The organism is Pseudoalteromonas sp. MBR-15 (genome assembly GCF_053628915.1).
Map to the genome: position 1 here is coordinate 343,414 of NZ_JBRJHH010000002.1, position 21,219 is coordinate 364,632.

The 21,219-nt window shown below is 40.7% G+C and carries 10 protein-coding genes; 8 read left to right on the forward strand and 2 right to left on the reverse strand.

Translation table 11 applies throughout. The annotated features are described in order from the left end of the window. Nucleotides 1–172: 172 nt before the first annotated feature. Nucleotides 173–1,216: an alkene reductase gene (locus ACSSVW_RS04575; protein ID WP_065978515.1), complete on the reverse strand. Its 1,044-nt coding sequence runs from the start codon at nt 1,214–1,216 to the stop codon at nt 173–175. A 126-nt stretch (nt 1,217–1,342) separates the two neighbouring features. On the opposite strand from ACSSVW_RS04575, the gene ACSSVW_RS04580 reads away from it, so the two are divergent. The 6 genes from ACSSVW_RS04580 (at nt 1,343) to ACSSVW_RS04605 (ending at nt 10,209) form a co-directional block, all read left to right on the forward strand. Then, a complete protein-coding gene (locus ACSSVW_RS04580; protein ID WP_074989412.1) occupies nt 1,343–1,924 on the forward strand; it encodes a TetR/AcrR family transcriptional regulator in 582 nt (193 codons plus the stop codon). A gap of 121 nt (nt 1,925–2,045) precedes the next feature. Next, the gene (locus ACSSVW_RS04585) at nt 2,046–2,804 is read left to right on the forward strand and encodes a response regulator (RefSeq protein ID WP_421418395.1); all 759 of its coding nucleotides are present in this window, start codon (nt 2,046–2,048) and stop codon (nt 2,802–2,804) included. A gap of 4 nt (nt 2,805–2,808) precedes the next feature. Further along, nucleotides 2,809–5,052 carry a tetratricopeptide repeat protein gene (locus ACSSVW_RS04590; protein ID WP_454178931.1) on the forward strand — a complete coding sequence of 748 codons (2,244 nt, stop codon included), beginning with the start codon at nt 2,809–2,811 and terminating at the stop codon, nt 5,050–5,052. 322 nt (nt 5,053–5,374) lie between these two features. Then, nucleotides 5,375–8,884, forward strand: coding sequence for a S8 family serine peptidase (locus ACSSVW_RS04595; RefSeq protein ID WP_454178932.1), 3,510 nt, complete (start codon nt 5,375–5,377; stop codon nt 8,882–8,884). A 119-nt stretch (nt 8,885–9,003) separates the two neighbouring features. Then, nucleotides 9,004–9,405 carry a hypothetical protein gene (locus ACSSVW_RS04600; protein ID WP_454178933.1) on the forward strand — a complete coding sequence of 134 codons (402 nt, stop codon included), beginning with the start codon at nt 9,004–9,006 and terminating at the stop codon, nt 9,403–9,405. A gap of 405 nt (nt 9,406–9,810) precedes the next feature. Next, nucleotides 9,811–10,209 carry a DUF2750 domain-containing protein gene (locus tag ACSSVW_RS04605; RefSeq protein WP_074989413.1) on the forward strand — a complete coding sequence of 133 codons (399 nt, stop codon included), beginning with the start codon at nt 9,811–9,813 and terminating at the stop codon, nt 10,207–10,209. A gap of 119 nt (nt 10,210–10,328) precedes the next feature. Here the strand turns inward: ACSSVW_RS04605 and ACSSVW_RS04610 are convergent, their stop codons facing one another. Next, the gene (locus ACSSVW_RS04610; RefSeq protein ID WP_454178934.1) at nt 10,329–11,741 is read right to left on the reverse strand and encodes a pectate lyase family protein; all 1,413 of its coding nucleotides are present in this window, start codon (nt 11,739–11,741) and stop codon (nt 10,329–10,331) included. Nucleotides 11,742–11,915: 174 nt separating this feature from the next. Between ACSSVW_RS04610 and ACSSVW_RS04615 the strand changes: the two genes are divergently transcribed. Together ACSSVW_RS04615 and ACSSVW_RS04620 are read left to right on the forward strand one after the other, a co-directional pair. Further along, nucleotides 11,916–14,873 carry a TonB-dependent receptor gene (locus tag ACSSVW_RS04615; protein ID WP_454178935.1) on the forward strand — a complete coding sequence of 986 codons (2,958 nt, stop codon included), beginning with the start codon at nt 11,916–11,918 and terminating at the stop codon, nt 14,871–14,873. 80 nt (nt 14,874–14,953) lie between these two features. After that, nucleotides 14,954–21,121: a pectate lyase family protein gene (locus ACSSVW_RS04620; RefSeq protein WP_454178936.1), complete on the forward strand. Its 6,168-nt coding sequence runs from the start codon at nt 14,954–14,956 to the stop codon at nt 21,119–21,121. Nucleotides 21,122–21,219 lie beyond the last annotated feature (98 nt).

Sequence of the window (21,219 nt, forward strand, 5' to 3'; positions counted from 1 at the left end):
GCAAAGGTGATGTGACATTTAAGGTCAAAATTTTTGACACAACAATTAAACAATTAATGCAATCTGATGGCAGATTTAAGACTGAACTGTTTAACAAATAAGAAAGTATTAAAAAACGCTCAATTTGATCAACGGTTCATCAATTGATTGAGCGTTTTGTATTAGAGGTAGATTAGATAAGTTCTGCCAGCATTTCTTCGCTGTAAGGTGTTAATGCTTCACCATGGGTAACTTTACTAATGTAATCTGGGTTTGCGATAAAGGGGCGTCCAATCGCGATTAAGTCAAATTGGTTGTTATCAATTGCCTGATTAGCTGACTCAAACGTATAACTACCTACACCCACTAATGTACCTTTATATGCACTGCGTAAGTATTCAGATGTCGTTTTATTTTCAAGGCTTGCAAAACGCATGCTGTCATCAAAAATACCCGCATGAAGATAGGCAAGATTGCGACTTTCAAGCGCTGTTAATAAATAATCAAACACGGCCTTATCGCGGTTATCTTCACTCATATTAAAATACGCACCCGGAGATAAACGTAATGCTGTTTTATCTGCGCCAATGGCTGCGATTACAGCATCTACCACTTCTAAGGCGAAACGTGACATATTTTCTGGTGTTTGACCGTATTGGTCATCGCGTTGGTTGGCAGCGAAGTGTAAGAATTGATCAATTAAATACCCATTTGCACCATGGATTTCAACTCCGTCAAAGCCCGCTTCTATAGCGTTTTCAGCCGCTTTAGCGTAATCAGCAATTAAACCTTGAATGTCTTCAATGGTTGCTGCTTTTGGTGTCACGTAAGTTAATTCACGCATGCGTGGCACAGACCCTTCTACACCGATTGCCGAAGGAGCAAGTACATCACCACCAAAAAAATGTGGGTGAGCCACACGCCCTACATGCCAAAGCTGAGCAAACATTTTGCCGCCTTTCGCATGCACTGCATCGGTGACTTTTTTCCAGCCTTGAATCTGTTCGCTGGTAAATAGCCCTGGGGTATTTGGGTAACCCTGTGCATCAGGGCGAATAATTGTCGCTTCACTAATGATTAAACCGGCATCGGCACGGCGTGCATAGTAGTCAACCATTGCTTGAGTGGGGACTAAATCATCATCACTCATACAGCGCGTAAGCGGCGCCATTAATACACGGTTTTGCAGTTCAATTGTGTCGTTTAACCTAAAGGGAGTTAATAAATCAGTAGCCATAAATGTCTCAATTATTTTTGAATGTACATTCAAGATAGGGATTCTTGAATCATTATTCAAGGCTATTTTTGAATATTTGTTCAAGATTAAGTAGACTGCAAATAATGACCTCAAAAAGTTGACGTAATGAGAACCGCTGAATTTGATAATGACTATGTGTTAAGACAAGCCATGCTAGCCTTCATGGAGTTTGGGTATGCTAAAACCAGCATGCAAAAACTAACGCACGTTACTGGCCTTCACCCCGGTTCGCTGTACGGCGCCTTTGGCAATAAAAAAGCAATATTTTTAAGAGCAATAGAACAATATCAAAAAGATCGTAATCAACAGTTCACAGCGTTATTTCATAATAAACAGCCTATTTTAGAGACACTTAAAAATTATCTGTCCCTCATTGTTGATGAGTGTATCAAAGGCGAAGTAGCAAAAGTGTGCTTACTCACCAAGAGTATTTCAGAGGTAGAAGGCAACGATCCGCAAATTTGCAGCGTGCTACGTGGCAACTTAAATGCCTACGAAAATACACTTGCCGAACAAATTCAAAAAGCCCTTGATAACAACGAATTTAAAAGCAGTAAAACCGCGCAGCAATTGGCGCGCTTTTTAGTTATGGGTATTTATGGTATCCGTACTTATGCGCTCACTAATAGCGATCCGAAAGCGCTACAGCTGCTTGCCGATGATTTATATTGTGCCCTTCTTAATTAACTCACGGCACTCGCACTATTAATCATTCTGTGACATAAAACATCAATATACATTTCCATACAATCTAATGTATTATTTATATATTCATGAAATTATTGTTATATAAATTAGAACGACGTAAATGGAAACACACGCTAATAAGCACATATTAATTGTCGATGACGACATGGAGTTAGCAAGCTTAGTTGCTGAATTTCTGCAAACAAATGGTTTTTCAACACAAATTGAAACCAATGGTCGTAAAGCTGCGCAAAGAATTATAGAAGAACAACCTCTACTAGTGGTGCTTGATATTATGCTGCCCGATTTAGATGGCTTATCTGTGTGCAGATACGTACGCTATGGTCACCCTGATATTCAAGGCACGTACAGCGGCCCTATTATTATGCTCACAGCACTGGATAATGATATCGACGAAGTCGCAGGCCTTGAGACCGGTGCGGATGATTACCTTGCTAAACCTGTTCGTTCACGCGTTTTACTGGCACGCATTCGCGTTTTATTGCGCCGAGACGAGCATAAACACACTCAACCGTCAGCGCCTATCAGTACAGCTGTTGAAAATAACCAATCATCATTAATTAAATTTGATAACTTAGAAATTGATACCAAATATCAAACCGTTAAAAAGCACGGCCACGAAATTGATCTGACTACGGCTGAATTTGAGTTGCTGGCTTTATTAGCAAGCTCACCGGGTGTTATTCGTGATCGGGAATTTATTTCTACTCATTTTTCAAAACTTGGCTACGAAAGTACCAATAGAACAATTGACTTAAGAGTCTCAAGAATTCGTAAAAAATTAGGAGATGATGACACCCCTTCTACACGAATAAGAACGGTACATGGCAAAGGTTATTTGTTTGTTGGTGATAGGTAACTAGATGGTTCGCTTGCCAAAGGCTTTGCTCATTACGTATACCTTTGTCAGCCTGTTGATACTGCCGATTTGCAGTCATGCTCAGTCATCGCAAGCAATAACGAACGCCTCTTTAGAAGCCAAACTAATAGCCTCAGACGCGTCACAAAAAGCCGAAATCTTAACGCAACTTGTTGAGTATTATCGCGATAATGAACCCACTAAAAGTTTAGATTTTGCTAAGCAAGCACTCGAGCAATTAACCCGTTTTCCTAATCATAAACTGCGTGTTCAAGTGTTAAACAATATGGCTTGGGCTTACATTGCTATTGGTGATTATGATGCTGCACAGCACTGTACTGATGAAAGTAAATCCATTGCACAGGCCAACAATTATGAGCAAGGTCTATACACAGCCAAAACCATGCAGGGTATAATTTATTGGCGCGCAGCTGACTATCACTCGGCACTTAAACAATTTGAGCAGGCACTGGTACTGGCAAAAAATCAACCCAGTCAGCACGGTATAGCCAACACAACAAATTACATCGCAATTATTTATCAAATACTCGGTGAGCCGAAACAAGCGTTACGTTATTTTCAGCAAGCACTTGAAATACAAACTCAGCTTGGAGAAGAAAAATCAATCGCGGTCTCGTTAAACAATATTGCCAATGTTTATGGCACCAGCGGTAATTACAGCCTAGCCCTTGAGTACCAATTAAAATCACTAAAAATCAGAGAAAAACTAAATGACTTCCCTGGACTTGCACAAGTTTTAGGAAACATTGGTTTAACCTATTTTTTCTTAGAAAACGACGATTTAGCCCTCGAATATTTACAACGATCATTAGGCTACTACGAGTCAATAAAAGATAAATTAGGTGTCGCCGAAACCCTTACTAGCCTTGGCACTGTTCACCTACGAAAAAACCAGTATGAGGCAGCCTTACACCAGTTAAATTTAGCCATCGGGCTTGCAAACGAGCTAAATGATGACGTGATGTTAGCCCGAATCAAAATCGATATAGCCAGTGTGTATGTTGCGCTTAATGACCCTATCAATGCAGAGGCGTTTGCCAAACCAGCATTAACAAAAATAACCGATTTGCAGGTTAACCCCTTATTAGCAAATGCGCTGCTGGTTAATGCCAAAATAGCCAAGTTAAATAACACGATGGACTTTGCTATTAAGCTGGTAAAACAAGCATTAAAAATCGCTGAAAATGTCGATGATAAACGTTTAATGCGAGACTCTTATGAATTTATTTATGAGCTTCATAAGCAGCAAAATAATTTTTCTGATGCGCTATTGGCGTTAGAACACTTTAAACGTATTAATGATGGAATGTTTAATTCGCAGAGCGACCAGCGAATCTCCTTTTTAATGAGTCACTTTGAAGCCGAAAAACGTGAGCAACAAATTAAACTTTTAAAAACCGACCAACAATTAAAACAAAAAGAGCTCGAGCAACAGCATTTAATCCGCTACACATGGATTGCCGGCTTAACTGGACTTTTTATACTAACAATATTGCTTATAAACCGCTTACATCAGCGCAAAATTCATCACTCACTTAACCAAAGTATAAAATCACAACGAGAGCTAATTCAAGCTATTGCCCATGAGTTTCGCTCTCCACTTGCCAAGGTTCAATTAGCATTCGATATGCTTGAAGATCAAGGGTTGATAAGTGCAAATGCACCACTGAGTTTAAAAATAAATAACGGTCTATCAGAACTAGAAAAGCTCATTAAAGAAGCGCTCGACTTCATTCAATTAGAAAATAATCACGACCTAATTCAGCTTTCATCTGTTAAATTAGGTAACTTACTTTCTGAGGTGCTTGAAGCACATGTTGACCTCTACCCAGATATTGACTTTGAACTTTGTGAAAAAGGCCCTCAACCCTGTTTAATAAAAGCTGACAAACACCAGCTAACACGCGCTGTTTCAAATATAGTGCGAAATGCCGCCCGCTTTGCAACAAACAAAGTCAAAGTAACCTTAATAAACCATATCGACAGTTATGAAATAAGTATTGAAGACGACGGACCAGGAATACCTGTCAATGAGCGCTTACGAGTTTTAGAGCCCTTTGTGCGCTTAGATTTGAGTCGTTGCCGCGACTCTGGCGGGGTTGGCTTAGGACTCAGTTTAGCCAAAAAGATTATTGAGCTGCATAATGGCACACTCACTATTGCAGAATCATCAATAAATGGTGCGAAAATAGCATTAAGAGCCCCGTCAAAAACCACTAAAAAGTAACTAGCAAAAAGTCCTCCCTAGGTAGTATGTATTCTTACATTTATACCTCACCGCTCAACATATACACATTTACTCACAAAAATACAAAATAACTATAAAACTCTTAATCAATTTAAATTATTTTAAATCAACAACTTAAAAAACAAAAACATTAAACCCTTAGATAAATGTAAATATTTTGATAAATTTTCATTGCCATTTACACACACTTAGATATATAAATATATACATTCGTATACAAAACGAATTTATGTTTACTTATTACATCTAAGTAAGCCCGTGTTAAATGCCCTATTTATTTTGCTACCACAAAGGAGAGCAAATGATGACAACGAAAAATAAAACCGCGTCAAAACTAATTACCACTTTAGTAAGCGGTACTCTTTTGGCAAGCTTAAGCCCTGTAGCCCTTGCTGTTGTTCACGCAAACCATAAAGTCCCACTTAAAATAGCACCTAACTATGACCAGCAGTCAGTCATTGTAAAATTCAAACAAAAAGTCGCAAAAAAAGAACGCAATGACTTTGCTCGCAATTTTGGTGCTTCATTTAAAGATATCAATGGAGATGGTGTTGATGACCGTTTTAAAAATATTGCAAATGGTCGTTTAGCGGTATTAAAGCTAGGTAAAGGCCGTAATGTTAATACTGTGCTTGCCGGTTTAAAAAACCACCCTCTAGTTGAATATGCTGAACCTAACTACCTTGTACAGTCAACTGCTGTGCCAAATGACACAAGCTATGCGAACCTTTATGGCATGCAAAAAATCTCAGCTGAAGCGGCATGGGACTATACCATTGGTGACAGCTCGGTGATTGTCGGCGTTATTGATACCGGTTTTGATTTCTCTCACCCTGATCTGGCTGCTAATATTTGGCGTAACCCAAATGAAGTCCCTGGTAACGGTATTGATGACGATGGCAACGGTTATATTGATGATATACATGGTATATCTGCCATTCTTGATAACGGTAACCCATCAGATACAGGTCAACATGGTACCCATGTAGCGGGCACAATTGGCGCACAAGGTAATAATGGTACGGGTGTTGTAGGTGTAAACTGGCGCACGAGCATGGTGGGTTGTAGCTTTTTAGGCTCGCAAGGCGGTACCCTAGCTGACGGTGTGCAATGTATTGACTACATGATCAGCCTTAAAAATGCAGGCAATAATGTACGTGTTCTTAATAATAGCTGGGGCGGCGGTGGTTTTACCCAAACATTAAAAGACGCAATCGCAGCCGCTAATAATGCCGATATGCTGTTTGTTGCCGCAGCGGGTAATGACTCATCAGATATTGATGGCGGTGGCTTCTACCCTGCTGGTTACGATGTACCTAACGTAGTGGCTGTTGCATCAACCGATAACAACGATAACTTATCTGGGTTTTCTAACTGGGGTGATGAAAAAGTACATATTGCAGCGCCGGGGTCATTCGTTGTTTCTACAGTGCCTGGCAATGCTTACGATACTTTCAGCGGTACATCAATGGCGTCACCTCATGTAGCGGGTGCAGCAGCATTATTGCTTTCAGGAAACCCCGATCTAACCACCGCGCAACTGAAAAGTATTTTAATGAACACTGGCGATACGTTAAGTTCATTGGCAGGTAAAACAATCACAGAAAAACGTCTTAATGTATTTAATGCATTAGCTGATTCGGGTGGTACAGGCCCTTCATTCTTTATGGATGCAACCCCGATTACAGCAACGGTAAACCAAGGTATTAGCCAAGATTATACAATTGATCTAACAGCTGCCGGTGGTTTTACAGGTAATGCAACATTAAGTGTTTCAAGCTTACCGCAACTAAATGCTGAGGTTGTATTTAGCCAAAACCCAGTTGCTGCAGGTTCTGCAACGACAATGACAGTGATCACCTCATCGGAGACACAACCGGGTAGCTATGCATTAAATGTTGAGGCAACGAATGGCGATGTAACTAAAACACTGCCACTTACTTTACGTGTTTGGCCTGAAGGCTCAATTACGACAACATTTAGCAATTCAGATTCTCAGCTAATTGCTGATAACAGTCCATCAACACCTACTACCAGTATTATAAACGTGCCTCACGACATGATTATCACTGAAGTGGAAGCCGTGGTTGATATTTCTCATACAGCGATTGATGATTTAGTAATCTCACTTATCGCTCCTGATGGTCATAAAGTCGTATTACGTGATCGCGAAGGACAAAGTGGTGACCGTATGTTATCAAATTTTGTCACCTACGAGTACGAGCTTGATAATGCCTATGGAGACTGGACGCTTGAGGTTACAGACCATGCAAACCAAGATGCCGGTGTACTTAACAACTGGCAACTAAAACTCTCTGGAGCGCCAACGAACGAGACTGATTTCGCCCCTATCATCAAAGTAGCAACACCAGAAAATAATGCTGCATTTTTAAATGGTGAAACGATCAGCTTCATTGCGTCTGCAAATGACACTGAAGATGGCGATATCTCTTCAGCAATCAAGTGGGTATCGAATATCGATGGAGAAATTGGTACTGGCACGTCATTTAGCCAATCTGATTTATCATTAGGTGATCACGTTGTGTCTGTCTCAGTTACTGATTCAGCAGCACATACTACTGTAGAAACCATTGAGTTTTCAGTGACAGCTCCTAATACGTCAGTGAGTGGTTCTAACACAACTTCAAAACCGCTTCCTGAAATGGGTGGCCGTGTATTCACTGAGATTGAACTTCCCACGGCTGTTGCAATTGATAGCTTAGAGGTTAATGTCGATATCTCATTTGACTCAGTTCAATACTTAAATGTGTGGCTACAATCACCAAAAGGAACCTTAGTTAAACTGGTTACATGGCGTCAATTTTGGAATAAAGACCTTGTTCGTACCTTTAACCCAATAGAGTTCGCAGGCGAGTCAACAAAAGGCACATGGCGTTTATACGCTGAAGATACTTCAAGCTACACCATGAATGGCACACTAAACAACTGGAGCATTGCAGCTTCAAATGGTGACGCAATTGTGACTCCGCCAGCAGAAAACCAAGCCCCTGCTGTGACTATTAACGCACCAACAAGCGGTAGCAGCTTTATGCTTGGCGATAGCATTACTTTTGACGGAAGTGCATCAGATGCTGAAGATGGCAATGTCAGCGCAAGCCTAGCGTGGTACTCAAACTTTAATGGTAAAATTGGTTCTGGTCCACTGTTTAGCACCGACACATTATCAGCAGGTACGCATACAATCACCGTTGTTGCGCACGACTCTGCAGAGGCATTTGATCAAAAGCAAATTCAAGTCATTATTGAAGATGCACCAGAAAATATCGCCCCTACAGCTGACTTTAATGTAGTGGTTAACGACCTTAACATCACCCTGACAGACTTAAGTGGTGACAGCGATGGCTCTGTAACAGTATGGGCATGGGACTTTGGTGATGGAGTGCAATCAAACTTCGCTAATCCAACCCACACATACGTAAGTGCTGGCAGTTATGCAATCACCTTAACAGTGACAGATAACGACGGCGCAACACACACTATTACCAAGAATGTAACCGTGACTGAACCCGTTCCTGAACCAACGATTACTCTTTCAGGTAACGCGACAGCAAGTGGTGAGCGCATTGTTGCAGAACTTACGTGGTCTACCCCTGAAAAAATGAATATTGATGTGTATCGTGATGGTGCTTTATTAGTAACCAATGTACATAAATCAAGTTATACAGACCGTTTTAACTCAACAGCAAAAGAGTTTACGTACCAAGTTTGTGAAAGCGGCACTGATAATTGCTCATATCAACAAACCATTGTTCCAATGCCAAAACTAAAAGGCAAAGGTGGCAATAAGTAAGTTGTGATCCCCCGCAGAAGGCCCTTATGGGCCTTCTTTTCTAAATCTAAATAAAGGCAACCTGCTTGTTCAGCTCCACATTCACGGTTTATCACCTTCTTACATACCTAAGCTTAATAATGACTGCAAACTTAGCCTTAAGCAGCGAGCGCCATCAACTCCTAACTCGTGACTATGACGAAGAAAGCCTCTCTTCTTTCACGAAAAGCACACAACAAATTTTACAGAGTACTACACCAGAGCTCACTGTTAACGCCACACAAACAGTGGTCTTTAACTTCACAACCAACAAGCTAAAAAATGTTAAAAGCCCGCTAAACCTGTATGTCGCCACACCAATAGCGAATAGTTATCTTACAAAAAAGCAGATCAATTTAGGAGACCACTTTTCTCTTATTACACATACACATAAAACAACTGAGCCTGGAAAATATATATTTACAATCACAGCAAGTAACCATGACTTCATTGAACAGCTCAGTGTTAAATTAACTGTCCTGCCCCATAATCCCACCTTGTAGGTTAACTCATCCCGAAAATTTGCCCCTTCCTGACAACCCAACTCACAGCGTTATCAGCACGATTACTGTTGTAGAAAAAGTGCACGTGTACCCTGCTTATGTCACTGTTAATATTAATTCTTCGTGGATAAATGATTTATCTTTTGCATTGGTGCCACCTTCCAGTGAACGATTTCAGTTACTTAAATCTAAATCGATAAGTGCGAAATCAACACATACCGAACCAACAACTATCTAATTTATAAACAACGAATGCACCAATGGCTGGCCGCTTACGTTAATAGCCGTGAAGGCGCATTAACCACCATTCATTGCACAGAGATAATCGCTTTATTACTTGTCATATTAATTTATCACCTTATGATTAAGATAATGCTGTGTATAACTAAAAAGAGTGAGCTTGTCATGAATAATGCAACTGCAAAACGTGTTGAAACAGAATTAGACGAAATCCTTGCCCTTGGCACAAAAAAACGACTCGCTTATATGTTTGAAATGGTTCACGAATTTAAACAGATTTGGATCCTTAATGATGAGCACGGCTGTGTAATGCTTACCAATGAAGACGATGATTGCGTACCCGTTTGGCCTAGCCGTGAGTTTGCACAAAGTTGGGCAACCGGAGAGTGGCAAGATTGCGAGCCCAAAGCGATACCCGTCAAAGATTGGTTGAGCCGCTGGACGCCAGGTCTTGAACAAGATGACTTACTGATTGCCGTTTTTCCAACTGAACAAGATGACGGTACTATTTTATTCCCTGACGAATTTGACTCGCAACTAAGAGTGCCAAAAAGACGTTTTTAAATCATGCTTATAACTTAACAAAGGGAGCAATAGCTCCCTTTGTTATGCGGCATTTACCGATAGGCTATGATACCAATCCGTAAAATACCTAATCCTGCCAATTTAACAAAAATTATTGACTACTTTGCTAAATGCTCTAAATATAATTCTAATTTTTGTGATTCGTTTAATGTTTTTAACACCGCTTCTTGTTGTGCAAACCAGCTATCGGCAATACCGTCGTTATTTTTATCTTGAACAACAGCAACATCTTTAAATTGAGCTTCATACGCTTGCCAGCTAGGAATAACGTCAAGTTCATGATTAATTAACCCATCCCCTGTTACGGGATGCTTGTCATTGAGTTGGTCATAAACTAACTGATCAACGCTGTCTATGAACACGCCATTTGCATTTCTATTCGCTCCCGCTAACTGATTTTGTGCGATATCATAAAACACCTGCTTCGCATTCTTTGCTTTAAAATCAGACTCTTTCTCAACTATAATTTTTTTATCACTCAACCAAGGGCTGTTTGCTTGGCTGGCGATACGTTTCCCTTCTTTTTTATTTCTATAATTGACAGCTAACCAGTTTTTATCATCAAACTCTGGGTACCCTTCTAGAATATTTCCAGCGATATAAGCTTGGTTTTTGCTAATGAATGGAGAGAACCAAATATCCGCAAATTGAATGCGCTTGCTCGCTTTACCCGGTTTGTAATAATTCGCTATCAGGTTAAATCGCCCATTCTCAGAGCCATACACATTATTGTGTCCCCAATTAAAAATAATATTATTACTCACTTCGATAAATTCATCTGTGTAAGGGTAAGGAGATTTTAGTCTGTGTCCATTTATACGGGGAGTTCTACTTGCATGATTTGCTATTATATTATTAATAAAAGAGGCATTAGCTCCTCCCCAAATACCACCATAACCATGGTTTCCTTTAGGATGAATAGAGTCGTTTAAGCTATATGAAATAATAGAGTTTTGTAATGTGAAATTACGATTATTGTAAAAGCTACCCGTTTCATCAACAGACCAGCTTAATGAACAATGATCTATAATAACATTGTTAGAATTGCGCACAGTTAATGCGTCTTCTACCACCTTAAATGTCCCTAATCGAAAACGAATAAACCTAATAATCACATCCTCTGCATTTGAGACAGTAAATGGCGCACCTGAAATGGTAATGCCTCCCGCAGAGGTTTGCCCTGCTAGCGTAATTCGACCGTGGTTTACTTTTAATTCTTTTGACAGCTTAATCACCCCAGATACAGCAAATGTAATAACGCGAGGATGCTTTTGATTAATTGCGTAACGTAAGGTTCCGGGCTCATCTTTGTCTTCGAGGCTCGTTACAATATACAACTTACCCTCTGCGCCACCTCGAGAGAATTTACCAAACCCTTCGGCACCATCAAAGGCAATAGACCTAGGCGTTAACGACTGACCCATACTATTTGCACTAAATAGTGACACACTCAATGCACCAAACAGTAGCAATAGGACGTTTCGACGAAACCGGTATTGTTCACTTTTCATTCAAACCCACCTTTTTGTACCTTGTAGAAAAAAACCAGCCTTTATACTGATTAAAAAATTGACAGTTTAATTAATGCGGTGTTAACTTTATGTTACCCTCATTTGCCACCGGTGGCAAATGGGTTTTTAAAAAGAAAATAGAACACAATAAAAGCCTTTTAAAAAGGAACAACAATGAAAACGATAAAACTCAGCGGTATTGCAGCAGCACTTTTGGTTGCCCTGCCCGTCTATGCACAAGACGCACAGACAACCAAACCCGTACCGCAAACAGCGTCTAGTAGTAATGAAAAAACAGCGATAAAGAAAGCCCAAGATGAAGATGATGGCATGGAGATCATCGCTGTAACAGGCATTTATCAGGCTGATTTAAAAGCCCGAGCAATGGAACGTGAAAGCAAAGCATTTAGCTCTGTGATTGCTACAGATGATTTAGGTAACTTAGTTGACCAAAATGTCGCTGAGTCTCTACGTCGTGTTCCCGGTGTCACCTTAGAAAGAAGCGAAGGCGAAGGTAAATATGTAGCAGTACGTGGTCTTGGTCCCAAATTTGTGTCGGTAAATATGAATGGCGCGGAACTTTCTGGTGCAGGTGATGACCGAAAAGTCGGTCTTGATGGCATAACGGGTGACTCTCTTGGTGCAATTGAGGTGTTTAAAACGCTCACACCTGATATGAACTTAAACTCAATCGGTGGCGCAGTAAACGTAAAAGCTATTTCGGCTTATGACCGTGGTGACAATACACTGAAAATAAAACTTCAAGATTCTTACAATGAAATGAGAGAGGCACATTCACCGAAGTTTAGTATTGATGGTACACAGTTATTATTTGATGACAAAGTTGGTATTGGCTTTGCGGCCAGCTATGAAGACAGACAAACACAAGTCGATGAAGTACGTCATCACAGCTCTCGTGATATGAACTTTTTAAAAGGGGGTATTGGTCTCTCTGAAACAGAATTAGCAAATGCAGAAGAAATTTTAATCCCTGCACAGCTCGAAAACCGTCGCGAAATAGCGGATCGTAAACGTACCAATGCCACACTGAATGTCGAATTCAAACCAAATGAAGACAGCTTTTACTATATTCGTGGTAATTATTCAAAATACACCGACGACGATATCGCTCAACGTGAATTTTATAACTTTTATAATGGCGATCAAGAAGACGAAGTTATTTATGTTAACCCACAAACTAAGGAGTTTGCACTTTCAGATATTGATGTTTACAACCAGTATTTTATTCAAGAAGGTGAAACTGTAACCACCAACTATAGCTTTGGTGGTGAAAACTACTTTGCTGAGTCGTGGCGCGTAGATTATGAATATGCTTACTCTAAAACAGACGATGAATCAGTGGGTGATCGTCGTGTGCAATTCCGCGAACGAGAAAATATCGTTTATGGCAAGGCTGGCCGTGATTTTATTACTGCGAAAGTATTAACGCCTTCTGAAGCTGCGGCTCTTGGTGGTTTTGAGCTTGACCCAGACAATGATGTTTTTGCTGGTGAGGCCGACGGTGATTTAAGCGATCTTTCTAATATGCAATACGATAACCTATTCATGGAAGACAGCACCCGCACAGACGAAATCACAAGCTTTAAACTTAACTTTCAAAAGGAGTTTGATAGTCAGTTTTTAAATTCTATAAAGTTTGGAGGCACCTATAACGAACGTGAACACTATAGAGATAAAGATCGTTGGAGTTACACGATAAATGCTGATGATTGCGATGGTAACGAAACCTGTATCGCTGTTGCTAACTCTAATATTACCGATTATGACTATAGTGTGCCCGCTGGTGATTTATTCACCTACCCTTTAGTGTCCGCGCAGGATGTTGAGTACATGGTTGATTCAACAAAAATTACGCGCGAAAATGCCACCGGTGGCGAAATATCAATCGACAGCACTAAAGAAGACTATGTACTCACCGAGGACACGTATGCCGCTTATGTTATGGCAGAACTGCAGTTATCAGAAAAAGTAAGCGTAATAACGGGTGTGCGTTATGCGCATACCGAGTTTTCGTCGACTGGTTTTATGTCACTTGAAAATGACGATTGGTCATTTGGTGGTGAGCATACCATAGATATTGCAGTTCCGTTACCTGAATCATCAATAACTTACAGTGAATACTTCCCTAGTATGCATCTTCGTTATGAACCAAATGAAACGATGTTAGTTAGAACCTCTTTATGGACCAGCTACACTCGCCCTTCGTTTAAACAAGCACGAGGATATGCACGGTTTGATGATGATATCAGTTTATGCGACCCCACAACCAATACATGTTATAGCGAACCAGATGGGCAAAGTGCATTAGAATTACAAAACTATATTTTGGGGCCCGACAATGCACTTCAAGTTGGTAACCCAAATCTTGTCGCAATGACATCAGACAACTTTGACGCCTCATTTGGTTGGTATCCTTCCAAAGAATTATTCGTTGAAGTAGCTGTTTTCTATAAAAATATTGATAACTTCATTGTTGATGTCAGTGGTATTCAAATGGGGTTAGATGAGCTACCTCTTACATTACCTGTTGATCATGTTTCTGACTTCGCGATTCCACAAGACTTAGTCATAAATCAAGTTGATATCACCTTAAACGGTGATAAAGCAACCGTGTATGGTATGGAGCTCAGTTATAACCAGTTTTTTGAAAACGGCTTATTTTGGCAAAGTAATATGACCGTCGTCAGTAGTGAGTCAAAACTCGATGACACCATACGCTATGAAAAAATGCCGTTACCAGGCCAAGCAGATATTACCGCTAATATTGCGCTGGGTTGGGAGAATAAAACAGCGTCATTTAGGCTAATCAGTAATTATCGTTCCGATATTTTAGAACAAGTAGGCTCTTGCCCTATTTCAGCAGACAAAAATGATGCTAAAAAATGTAAAACATGGGCTGATATCTACCAAGATGACATATTAACCTTTGACATAAAAGCGACTTACGACTTCAACGAACACCTTTCATTCTACTTTGATGCAATCAATATCACCGACGAGTCAGACCTTCGTTATTTCACCGGTAATGATCAGTCCGGCGGCGAAATTTTGTATCAACGAGAAGATTATGGTCGGACATATCAACTAGGAATGAATTATAAGTTCTACTAATAATTCAACTACTTAAAACAACAATAATCACTGAACACACGCGTTTGTGTTGCTAAACGCGTTCATCCTTGGAGGGATGTATGAATAGCACAATTAAAATTCCATCTTGCTTATTGCTCGCAGCCGTACTTGCAGGCTGCGGCGAAGAAAGCTCTGTCAACGTAAAAGAGGCGCCACTCCCCCCTATTCAAGGGGTTTTTATAGATAGCCCTGTCGCCGGATTGACCTATAACAGCCCGTCTGTGACAAACGGTAAAACGGACAGTAATGGCCAATTTGATTATTTCCGTGGTGAAGCGATCACATTTTCTATTGGTGAGCTGACATTTCCAAGTGTCGCGGCCAGCAATGTTGTCACTCCACTGAGCGTATTCTCTACAGACACCGTATTTCATCCTGCTGTAATCAATAGTTTGCGTTTATTGCAGTCGTTAGATGTGGATGGTGACACCAGTAACGGTATTACCATTAGTGACGCAGCAGCACAGGCTGCCGTAATGGAATTAGCCCAAGGACAAACACCTGCAGAATTCTTTGCCAGTGACGATTTTGACGAAAAGGTAAATCAATGGCTTGCTAACGCTGGGGGAGCAAATACCAGCTTAGTGAGTGCTGATACTGCCATTATGCATTTTGTAGATTTTATTTTTGAGCAGTATAACAGTACACAGCCTCTCGCCTTCACTCCTGCCGACTTCACGGGGACAATTTATAACCCCGTTGTAAAAGGGGCAAAAGCGAGTATTGAAATGTGGCAGTTTACACCCACTGAAGAAGGAGCAAGCACGGGGTCATTCACTAAGCTAGTCGATGGGAATGAAACGCTCGTTGGCAGCTATGAGTTTCAGTTTGGTAATCGCGTTTTAGTATTAACAACCAGTGAAGGTGATACACCGACTAAGCATTATTTAATTTCTCGCTCGCACAACACTGTCAATAATACCTTTAGTGTGTGCTCTACAAATGATGCAGCACAGCTTGCAACGTTAGTACTTAGCTGTGATAACAACGATGATGCATACAACAATATTTTAGCATTTGATGAACAGCAAGCCCAAAATGAGTTGGTAAAGCTTAGTGAACTTGCTGAACAAACCGGTCTTGCGTTAAACGAGGAATTCGATACCGACACTGATACATTCTTCTCATCCAGTTATAAAAGCCTCTCTGATGAGCAAGGAAGTGGGCCTCTTTATTTTAAATCTGGCGGCAGTGCCATTATCAATGAATTGGGTCAGCTTGTTTTGGAAGGTGACCGTTTCACAATCGGTAATACCCTACCAGGTAAAGAATCATCGCCAAGCGATACAACGGGTGTGGGAATATACAATTTAAGCGAAGGCTTCACTATTAGCTTTGACGTCATTAGCCATAATGGTGCAGGCTCTCTTTCTTTATACGTTGATAACAATACAACAAGCCAAAGTAACTCTGTGCATGCTGATGCATCAAAGTTTTATGGAAAATCGATTGATGAAACCAACCTGCCTGTCGGACAACGCTTCTCTTATACTTATATACTTGGGCAAGATGTTAATACAGGAACTGAATTAACGCACCCAGATGCACGCGGTATCCTGAGCGCAGATATTAAAAACTCTTACTTTCAAATCAGAACCGATTCAGCCGCCTTATTAGTCATAGATAATCTAAAAATAGAAACAGTTGCGACAGATGTGCCAGAAGTTGAGCCACCTGTTGAACCGCCAATTGATCCACCTGCGACAGGTGAGATCCCCACTGTTGAACTGCCTTACACAAACGATTTTACGACTGTTACTGGTGATATTTTTTCTGTCGACTATCAAAAAATAGTTGATAGTCAAGGTAATGAAGTTCCGATGTTTTCAAAAACTGGAGGATCCGTCACCGTCGTCGAAAACGGTTTAGAACTGGACGGGGGCCGATTCACTTTGGGTAATACCACTGCGGGCGTGGAAACCAGCGAAAATGATACAAACTCAACGGGGGTATTTGATTTATCAAGGCCTTACCAAGTCGTCATGGATATTGTCAGTGCCAGCGATCCTGAAGGTGACAACAAGTTCCAAATCTATGTCGACAACAATACATCAAGTAGCTCTAAATCGATGCACGGTGGTGAATCTCGATTCTTCAACGAGTTAATCAATGACTTAGTTGTTGGCGAAACCTTAGTCGTACCCGGAAAACTCGCTACCAAGAACTCTTTTTTACAATTGCGTACCGAGACAGGCGGTAAAGTAGTGATTAATAATTTACGCATTGAGTACGTTGAAGACCCAAGTATCTTTAAGTGTTCATATGCACCTGAACTGTATTTTTGTGATGATTTTGAAAGTGGTGATTTGAGCAACTGGAAAATTTTAGCAACGCCTACTAACGTAGACGGTGCCATGGGTGAATTCGATATTTTAAATATCAACGGTAATAACATGATGCGATACACCGCAGGCAACGCAGGCGGTGAACTTATTTTAGCCACAGACGAAGCAATGCAAAATATCCCACAAACAGGTAATTATTTTGTAGAAGCGAAAATTCGTCCTCGTCAAAACAGTACAACAGCAAACAAACAGTTGTACATGATGGCCCGTTATCAAGATACAGGAAACTGGTATGGTGGCGGTTTAAATGTGCAAAACTCATCTAGTAGCACGCGAGTAGAAGTTGCTGTCAGCACCGAGGGCTCTATTGCACGCCCTGTTCAGGCAAGTACACCTATTTTACTCGGCGAAAAAGGGGGCACAGAAGACGGTGTTTGGTACACCACCCGTTTTGAATTAATCAATGATCAATTAACCATTTACTTAAATGGTGAAAACTTAGGCTCAGTGAGTGATACAAATTACAGCGCACGTGGGCTAATAGGTTTATTTACTAATAACCGTTCATTTGAATTGGATGACTTAAAAGTTGGCGATCCGACTATCAAACCCATTCAACTCACACTGGATTACAAGGACCCTAACTGGGACACCTCAACGACAGCTGAACCATTAACAATTAATGTCACCGCCATTAAAAATGATGGGGTAACAATTGATGAATTCACAGTCACTTCAACTGATGACAAAATTGTCAGTGTCGATATCAATGGGAGTGTAATTACTCTCACCCCAATGGCGGCCGGTAATGCCACGATTACGTTCGTCTCTGGTTCTGATAGTACCATAACCCGAACAATAGAGGTGAGTGTGGCTGAAGGTTTTGTCATGCCAACAACTGACTATGGCGACTTAACTGGAAAGTTATTTCCTGAAAAAAACAGTGCCAATCAATTTATTGATACGCAATTTAGCCTTACATTTGATAATGAACCAAGTTTAGGCGCTTTAGGTGAAGTACGTATTTATAAAGTCAGCGATAACATTTTAGTCGATACCCTTACCGTTGGTAAAAACATTGACCACATTGGTTTTGCTGGACAAGCTAAAGTTCGCTCTGTTTACTACTATCCACTGCAGCTAAATGGGAACACACTCACCATTAAACCACGCAATAATACCCTTGAGTATGGACATACATACCGTGTTGTAATTGGTGATGATGTCGTGGTTGGTGCAATGTTAAATGGTCAAGAATTTAGTGGCCTAGGTGATAACAGTCAATGGGACTTTGTCACTAAAGTAAGCATGCCTGCAGGTAATCAGCTGCTCGTTGATGATGAAGGTGCGGCAGACTTTAGAACTGTGCAAGGTGCACTTAATTTTGCTATGCAGTACTTGGGCAAAGATGAGCACACCACTGTCTCCATAAAAGACGGCATCTATAACGAACTGTTATTTTTACGCGATAAAAACAACCTCACTATTCAAGGTGAAAGCCAAGAAAACACCGTTATTCAATATGAGAATTACGAGTCTATGAATGGCGGCACGGGTGGCAGTGCACCTATTAGCACAGGAACACCTAACGGAGGTAGAAGTGTGTTTTTAGTAGAAGGTGTCGACATGCTGACCCTTAATAATCTCACCCTTAAAAATACGCATATTCGTAATAAAGTGGATTCAAACCAAGCAGAAACTATTTATTTCAATAGCCCGTACCGCCTAGTTGCGAACAATGCCCGCTTTAAAAGTGAACAAGATACCCTCCTGTTAAAAGGATACTCATGGTTCTACAACACGCTTGTTGCAGGGAATGTTGATTTTATTTGGGGTTACCCAACAACGGCGTTATTCGAGAGTTCAGAGATCCGTACAATCGGTGATTCAAAAGACGGTGATCCTTTAACTGACTCAGCGGGTGGCTATGTTTTACAAGCGCGTGTACCTGTAGAAACAGACCCTGGTTTTATTTTCTTGAATAGTCGATTCACACACGGTCCTGGCCCCATTGGCAATGATGTTTTAGATAACTCAACATACATTGCAAGAAGTGGAGGCAGCGATACATACTTTGATAATATAACCTTAATAAACAATAGGTTTGATACACATATCGCTAAAATTGGCTGGGCTGTTCAAGGTGTAAATAATCAACCTGCTCCTAACCCTAGCGTTGCCACAGCAATCAGTGGTTGGCGCGAATATGGCAGTATGGATTTAGACGGTAATCCACTTGATTTATCTGAACGCGAAGGTGGCTATATTCTTTCAGATTCAGAAGTCAGCGAGCTACTAGACCGCGAAAACATTTTTGCAGATTATAACGACGGTCAAGGATGGAGTCCAAAACCACTTGCTATTCCTCAACTACCGAATGAGCCTGTCAGCATTGCGCCAATCAATCCTAGTCGAGGGTTTGCAGGGTATAACTATAATATCACCGGTGGTGAAGGCGGTACTGTTGTTACTGTTGATAATGGGGCTTCATTAAAAGCAGCCCTAGCACAAGCGAAGTCTTCAGCATCCGCTATTACTATCTATGTTGATGGTGTAATCACAGATGCTAACAGTGGCGGTGATAATAAATCTATTGAAATTAAAGATATGAATAATGTCTCAATTATCGGTGTGGCTGATAGAGGTGAGTTTAGTGGGATTGGCATTGCTATTCGCCGCGCTAACAACATTATCATCCAAAACTTAAAAATTCATGAAGTACTCACTGGTGGTAAAGACGGAATTTCAATTGAAGGTGATGAAAACGAAACAACAGCAAACATTTGGATTGACCATAATGAGTTGTATTCTTCGCTCTCCGTGGATCAAGACTATTATGATGGCTTAATTGATTCTAAGTCGGGTGCTGAGAACATTACCATTTCTTACAACTATATACATGATAGTTGGAAAACTTCATTACATGGCCATAGTGACAATGACGACAGCAGTAATAAAAACCGTCATATCACCTTCCATCACAACCGCTTTGAAAATATTGTCTCTCGGGTCCCTTTATTTAGGTTCGGTAATGGTCATATTTTCAATAACTATTATAACAATATCACTTCAAGTGCAATTAATTCACGCATGGGAGCTGAGCTACACATAGAGAATAATTACTTTGAAAATACCAAGAACCCTGTGGTTTCTTTTTATTCAGCACAGATTGGTTATTGGAACACATCAGGTAATTATCTAGGCGAAGGCATTACATGGAGTGATGCGGCAGATGGGGATGTACGAGCAGAAGTGACTGAAAACGGCATGACGCCAACCAGCTCATATAAAGCACCTTATGAATATACGCTTACGCCTGTAATGGATGTTAAAGCACATGTACTTGCTCATGCAGGTGTTGGTAAGCTGGATCAAAGTGATTTAGACATTCCTGATATTCAGTCTCCAACGGAGCCTCCTATTCAAGAACCACTTGGATTGCCTTTTACTGAAAACTTCTCTGCTGCTAATACTGATGAGTTTTTTAGTAACAGCTATCGTGATATTTCAGGATCTGCGGGTAACGAACAAGCGCTGTTCTACCGTGTAACAGGTAATGTTGACGTCGCAGGCGGACAGTTAACAATGACTGGCGCTAGAATTAGCATTGCTAACACAACCCCAAGTACCAGTACGACAGGAAATGACACCGAAACAACAGGCTTGCTTGATTTATCAAACAACTACCAAGTAACGTTCAAAGTTGCAGCGGTAGCTGGAAACACAGCCAAAAACTTTCAAATTTATGTCGATAACAATACTTCGGGTAGTAGCAATTCAATTCATGGCACTGCGTCTAAGTTTTATTCTGTGCCGCTGTCTGACTTAACAGCAGGCCAAACTTATACTGTGGATGGACTCGTTGCAACCAGCACTTCATTCATCACCATAAGAACGGAAAGTGAAGCGACTATCACATTGGATGAAATAAGCATTCAATAGTGCATTTCGCATTACGCTATAAACCTCGCAATTGCGGGGTTTATTTTTTTATAAAGGTCATTTGGTCACATGGACGCCATGTTAACAACATTAGGCGC